Origin of the sequence: Micromonospora sp. NPDC005197 (assembly GCF_040608295.1) — a bacterium.
In the GTDB taxonomy this organism is placed as follows: domain Bacteria; phylum Actinomycetota; class Actinomycetes; order Mycobacteriales; family Micromonosporaceae; genus Micromonospora.
Window position 1 is genome coordinate 1 of the sequence record NZ_JBEXHY010000220.1, and the last position, 4,722, is coordinate 4,722.

Below are 4,722 nucleotides of genomic sequence, written 5' to 3' on the forward strand. Positions count from 1 at the left end.
CCGGAGCGGGCGGCCGACGCCGCCGCGTACCGGCTGGTGGTGCTGCTGCACGGGGCGGGCGGCTCCGCGCGGCAGGGCCTGGACCTGCTGCTGTCGGTGGCGGACGCGCATCACCTGCTGCTGGTCGCCCCGCAGTCGTCGGGGGCCAGCTGGGACCTGCTCGCCGGCGGCTTCGGGGTGGACGTGCAGCACATCGACGCGCTGCTGGCCAGCGCGTTCGACGGCTACCCCGTCAGCGGTGTGACACTTGGCGGTTTCTCCGACGGGGCCTCGTACGCCCTCTCGCTGGGCCTGGCCAACGGCGACCTGGTGGACGCGGTGCTGGCCTTCTCCCCCGGCTTCGCCGCGCCGCCGCGCATCCGGGGCCGGCCGCGGATCTTCGTCTCGCACGGGGTGGAGGACCGCGTCCTGCCGATCGACGTGTGCAGCCGCCGTTTCGTGCCGCACCTGCGTGGCCTCGGCTACGACGTCACCTACGAGGAGTTCCCCGACGGCCACGACGTCCCCGCCCCGATCCGCGCGAGCGCCACCGGATGGCTCACCGCCGGCACCGGGGAAGACCCGAGCGCAGGGACGCGGTGAGGGGTCACACGACGGGCAGGCCGAGGGCCTCGTCCACGCGGGCCAGGACGGCGGCGTCGTCGTCGGGGTGCACGCCCCGCAGCAGGTCGATGGCCGTCGCCCGGATCTGACCGATGATCATGGCGAGTGGGAGGGTCTGGGTCGACCCGAAGAGCTGCCCGGCCGTGCGGACGGCGGCCAGCGCCGCCTCGTCCGCCCGGACGGCGTGCCGGTCGGCGGCCTCCTCCCGCCCGTCCAGGTCGGCGGCGAGCGCCGCGCCGGCCTCCCGGACCGCCTCGACCAGGCAGCGCAGCGCCCCGCCCAGCTCCGGCGGCGTCGGGGTCCGCAGTCGACTGAGCGTCACCCCGGCGCGGGCCAGCACCCGGACGTTGCGGACCACGTAGTCGGTCTGCCGGATCGACTCGTCCACCGACCGCAGCCGGCCGATGTGCCGACGCCGGCGCACGTTGAGCCGCAGCGCCTCACCGGCGGCGAGCACGCCCTCGCGCAGCCCGTCGACCCGGGCGTCCATGCCCCGGGCCCGCGTCAACGCGGCCATCGCCGCCGACTCGTCGCGACCGTCCAGCGCGTCGGCGATCCCGCCCACCAGGCCGGCCAACTCGTCGAAGGTCCGCCGCACCTCGGCGACGAGGGGGGCGAGCGGGTGCCGGGCGTCGACGAGGAGGCTGACCGCGAGCGCGACCGCGCCGCCGACCAGCGCGTCGACGAAGCGGAACGGCACCAGCGACCCGTCCGGTGGCGCGACCACCACCAGGTAGAGCGCGGAGACAGCGGCCTGGACCAGGGTCACGCCGGTGGCGCCGAAGGCGACCGCGAGCAGGACGGTGAGCAGGATGACGGTGCCGACCGTCCACGTGGTGCCCGGGCCGAGCGCCTGCACGACCAGGTCTGCGACGAGCACTCCGGCGGCCACCCCGAGTACGACCTCGACGGCCCGCCGGATCCGCTGCCCGCGGGCCTGGCCGAGCACGATCAGCGCGGCAGCCGGCGCGAAGAAGGGCTGCGGATGCCCGAGCAGGCGGGTGGCGAGCAGCCAGGCCACGGTCGCCGCGACGGTCGCCTCCAGCACCGGCCGCCAGCCCTGCCGCAGCCGGTGAGCGGCGACCCGCAGGCCCCCGAACCACGCCATCGCCCACCTCCGCTCACCTCGACCGCACGCCGGGGGTCCATGATCGCCCGCGCCCTTCCGGCGGCCCGGAGCGCCCCTCGCGATCGTTCACCATCGCGCGATCGACCCGCTCACCGGGCTGCGCGACGGTCGCCGCGCCGTCCTGCCGGGCTCGGTGGTCGACCCGCAGTACGCGCTGCGGGTCGGCGCACCGGCCCGAGGCTCAGCTGCCGGTCAAGGCGCGCAGCAGCGTACGGACGGTGCCCGCGAGATCGGCGCGGCTGGCCGGGCCGCCGGGGGGCGGGGCGGTGAGCGCGCCGGCGCCGACCAGACGGTCGAAGAGCAGCCCATCGACGAAGGCGACGAACTGGTCGCCCTGCCGGTCGGGATCGGCGGCCCCGGCCCGGGTCAGCAGGTCCCGTGCCTGTGCCCGCATGCCGGTGCCGTGGTGCAGGATGCCGCGCAGTTCGGGGCGGTGGACCGCCTCCAGCAGACAGGCGTAGCGGGCCAGCGTTCGGCTGCGTCCGGTGCTCAGCCAGCGGTCGAGAACCTCGGCCACCCCGGCGGCGAGCCGGTCGAGGTCGTCGCCGTCCAGCCGGGCACCCGGCGTCGGGGAGGGCGGGCCGGTCGGCAGGTCGTACGCGGCCAGGTCGGTCCGTTCCCGCTCGGCGAGGCGTTCCACCACCGCCTCGATCAGTGCCTGCCGGGTGCGCAGGTACGCGGAGGTGGTGCCGGCTGGCAGCCCGGCGCGACCGTCGACGGCCCGGTGGGTCAGCGCCCGCATCCCGCCGGCGGCGATCAGTTCGATGGCGGCGTCGGTCAGCAGCGCGATCCGGTTGGCGCGGGCCGTCACGGGTCTCCTTTCGGTCGAGGTCCGCAGGTAGTATCACTCTTCTACAGATGTAGAAGGGTGGGCGACATGGGCGAGCCACACGCGGTCGTGGTCGGCGGCGGCATCGGCGGGCTGAGCGCGGCCCTCGCCCTGCACCGGCACGGGTGGCGGGTGGCGGGTGGCGGGTGGCGGGTGACCGTGCTGGAACGCGCCCCCGAACTACGCGAGGTGGGCGCCGGGCTGACCCTGATGGCCAACTCGCTGCGCGCCCTGGACTCCCTCGGCCTGGGCCCGGCGCTGCGGTCCAGCGCGCACGCCGAGGCCCCCGGCGGGATCCGGGACCGGCGGGGCCGGTGGCTGTCCCGGGTGGACGCGGCGGAGATGATCCGGCAGCTCGGCACCAGCGCGCTCGGCATCCACCGGGCCACCCTGCACCGCATCCTGCGCGAGGCGCTGCCCGCGTCGTCGCTGCACACCGGGGCCGAGGTCGAGCACGTTGAGTCCGAACCCGACCGCGCCACGGTGCGCCACCACGGGCCCGACGGCCCACGAACCCTCGACGCCGACCTGGTCGTCGGCGCCGACGGCCTGCACAGCCGACTGCGCACCCAGCTCTGGCCGGAGATCCCGGCCCCGGTGTACGCGGGCTCGACGGCCTGGCGGGCCGCCGTCGCGTTCCCCGACCCGATCCCGACGGCGATCACCTGGGGCCCGGCCGCCGAGTTCGGCATGGTGCCGCTCGGCGAGGGCCAGGTCTACTGGTACGCGGCACTCAACGCTCCGCCCGGTGGCCATGCCCCGGACGAACTGGCGGCCGTACGGGACCACTTCGGCGCCTGGCACGAGCCCATTCCCGCGCTGCTGGCGGCGACCCCACCCGGGGTGGTCCTGCGCAACGACATCCACCACCTGGCCACGGCGCTGCCCTCGTACGTGCGGGGACGGGTGGCGCTGCTCGGCGACGCGGCCCACGCGATGACGCCGAACCTCGGGCAGGGCGCCGGGCAGGCGATCGAGGACGCGGTCGTGCTCGGCGCGGCCTGCTCCGGCGGCGCAGAGGGGCTGCCGGCCGCCCTGGCGGCGTACGACGAGCAGCGTCGCCCCCGCAGCCAGGCCATCGCCCGTGCCTCGCTGCGCGCCGGCCGGTACGGCCAACAACTGCACAACCCGCTCGCCCTCGCCGTGCGCGCCGCCGCGCTGCGACTGATCCCGGCCGGCGCCGTCCTGCGCGGCATGACCCGGCAGGTCGACTGGCGACCACCGGCGGGCTGAGAGAGCGGCCACCCAGCCGGCCACCCAGCCGGCCACTCAGCCGGCCACGATCATCGACTCAGCCCGGGGTCGGGCACACCGGGACGCAAAACTCCAGTTTATTCTTTTGCGCCGCTTCCCACCTCGGTCGAATACGACAGTGCGCCGGTACAATCGGCGACTGCCTTGTGACCGATCGCTGACTGCTCATGGTGAAAGCGATCACACACACTGAGCGCATGAACAGGAGCGTCAACCGCGGTAGGGCACTCCGCGTCGCGGTGTGCCTCCTTCTTCTCGCCGCGTTGAGCGGCTGCATGCAACTCAACATCGGGCTCACCGTCAACGCCGATGACACGGTCGACGGGCAGTTGCTGCTGACCGCCCAGAAGTCCCTGCTGAGCGCCCGGAACAAGAACATCCCGGCGGCCTTCGCCGAGCTGCGGCAGAACATTCCGGCGCTGCCGCCGGGCGAGGAGACCAGCTACGAGGACGGCAAACTCTTCGGCACCCAGATCAGTTACCGCAGGGCACCGCTGGCGAGCTTCGACAGCGAGAGCGTCAAACTGGTCCGAGACGGCGACTTCTACCGATTCACGTTACCGCTGGACCCGAAGAAATACGGCGGGAAAATTGCCCAGCAGAATCCTCAACAACAGCAGGCTTTCCTCAAGCTGATGTCGTTCGAGATCTCGGTGACGTTTCCCGGTCGGGTGATCGACACCAATGGCACCGTCAACGGCAGGTCGGTCACCTGGAAGGTCGACTCCAACCAGGACAAGCCGATCGAACTGCGGGCCGTCGCCGAGGCCCCGCCCCGCCCCTCGGCGTCACCGGCAGCCGCCGCCTCCGACTCCGGCGGTTTCCCGTGGCTGCTGGTCGGCGGCGGCGTACTCCTGCTACTGGTGCTCGCCGCGGTGGGCGTACTCCTGCTGCGCCGCCGTCGCCC

Annotated in this window: 5 protein-coding genes; 3 read left to right on the top strand and 2 right to left on the bottom strand. The window is 74.1% G+C overall.

Annotated elements, in window-relative coordinates:
- Positions 1 to 582, top strand: a 582-nt coding sequence (locus ABZU46_RS30945) for a phospholipase (RefSeq protein WP_354863240.1), incomplete at its 5' end; no start/stop codon positions are given.
- Between the two features lie 4 nt (positions 583 to 586).
- On the opposite strand, the gene ABZU46_RS30950 is transcribed toward ABZU46_RS30945, so the two are convergent.
- Together ABZU46_RS30950 and ABZU46_RS30955 are read right to left on the bottom strand one after the other, a co-directional pair.
- A complete protein-coding gene (locus ABZU46_RS30950; RefSeq protein WP_354863241.1) occupies positions 587 to 1,711 on the bottom strand; it encodes an FUSC family protein in 1,125 nt (374 codons plus the stop codon).
- A gap of 202 nt (positions 1,712 to 1,913) precedes the next feature.
- The gene (locus ABZU46_RS30955; protein ID WP_354863242.1) at positions 1,914 to 2,543 is read right to left on the bottom strand and encodes a TetR/AcrR family transcriptional regulator; all 630 of its coding nucleotides are present in this window, start codon (positions 2,541 to 2,543) and stop codon (positions 1,914 to 1,916) included.
- A 66-nt stretch (positions 2,544 to 2,609) separates the two neighbouring features.
- Between ABZU46_RS30955 and ABZU46_RS30960 the strand changes: the two genes are divergently transcribed.
- Both ABZU46_RS30960 and ABZU46_RS30965 read left to right on the top strand, forming a co-directional pair.
- Positions 2,610 to 3,794, top strand: a complete 1,185-nt coding sequence (locus ABZU46_RS30960; protein WP_354863243.1) for an FAD-dependent monooxygenase — start codon at positions 2,610 to 2,612, stop codon at positions 3,792 to 3,794.
- 218 nt (positions 3,795 to 4,012) lie between these two features.
- Positions 4,013 to 4,722: DUF3153 domain-containing protein (locus tag ABZU46_RS30965; RefSeq protein WP_354863244.1), on the top strand; the 710-nt coding region annotated here is incomplete at its 3' end.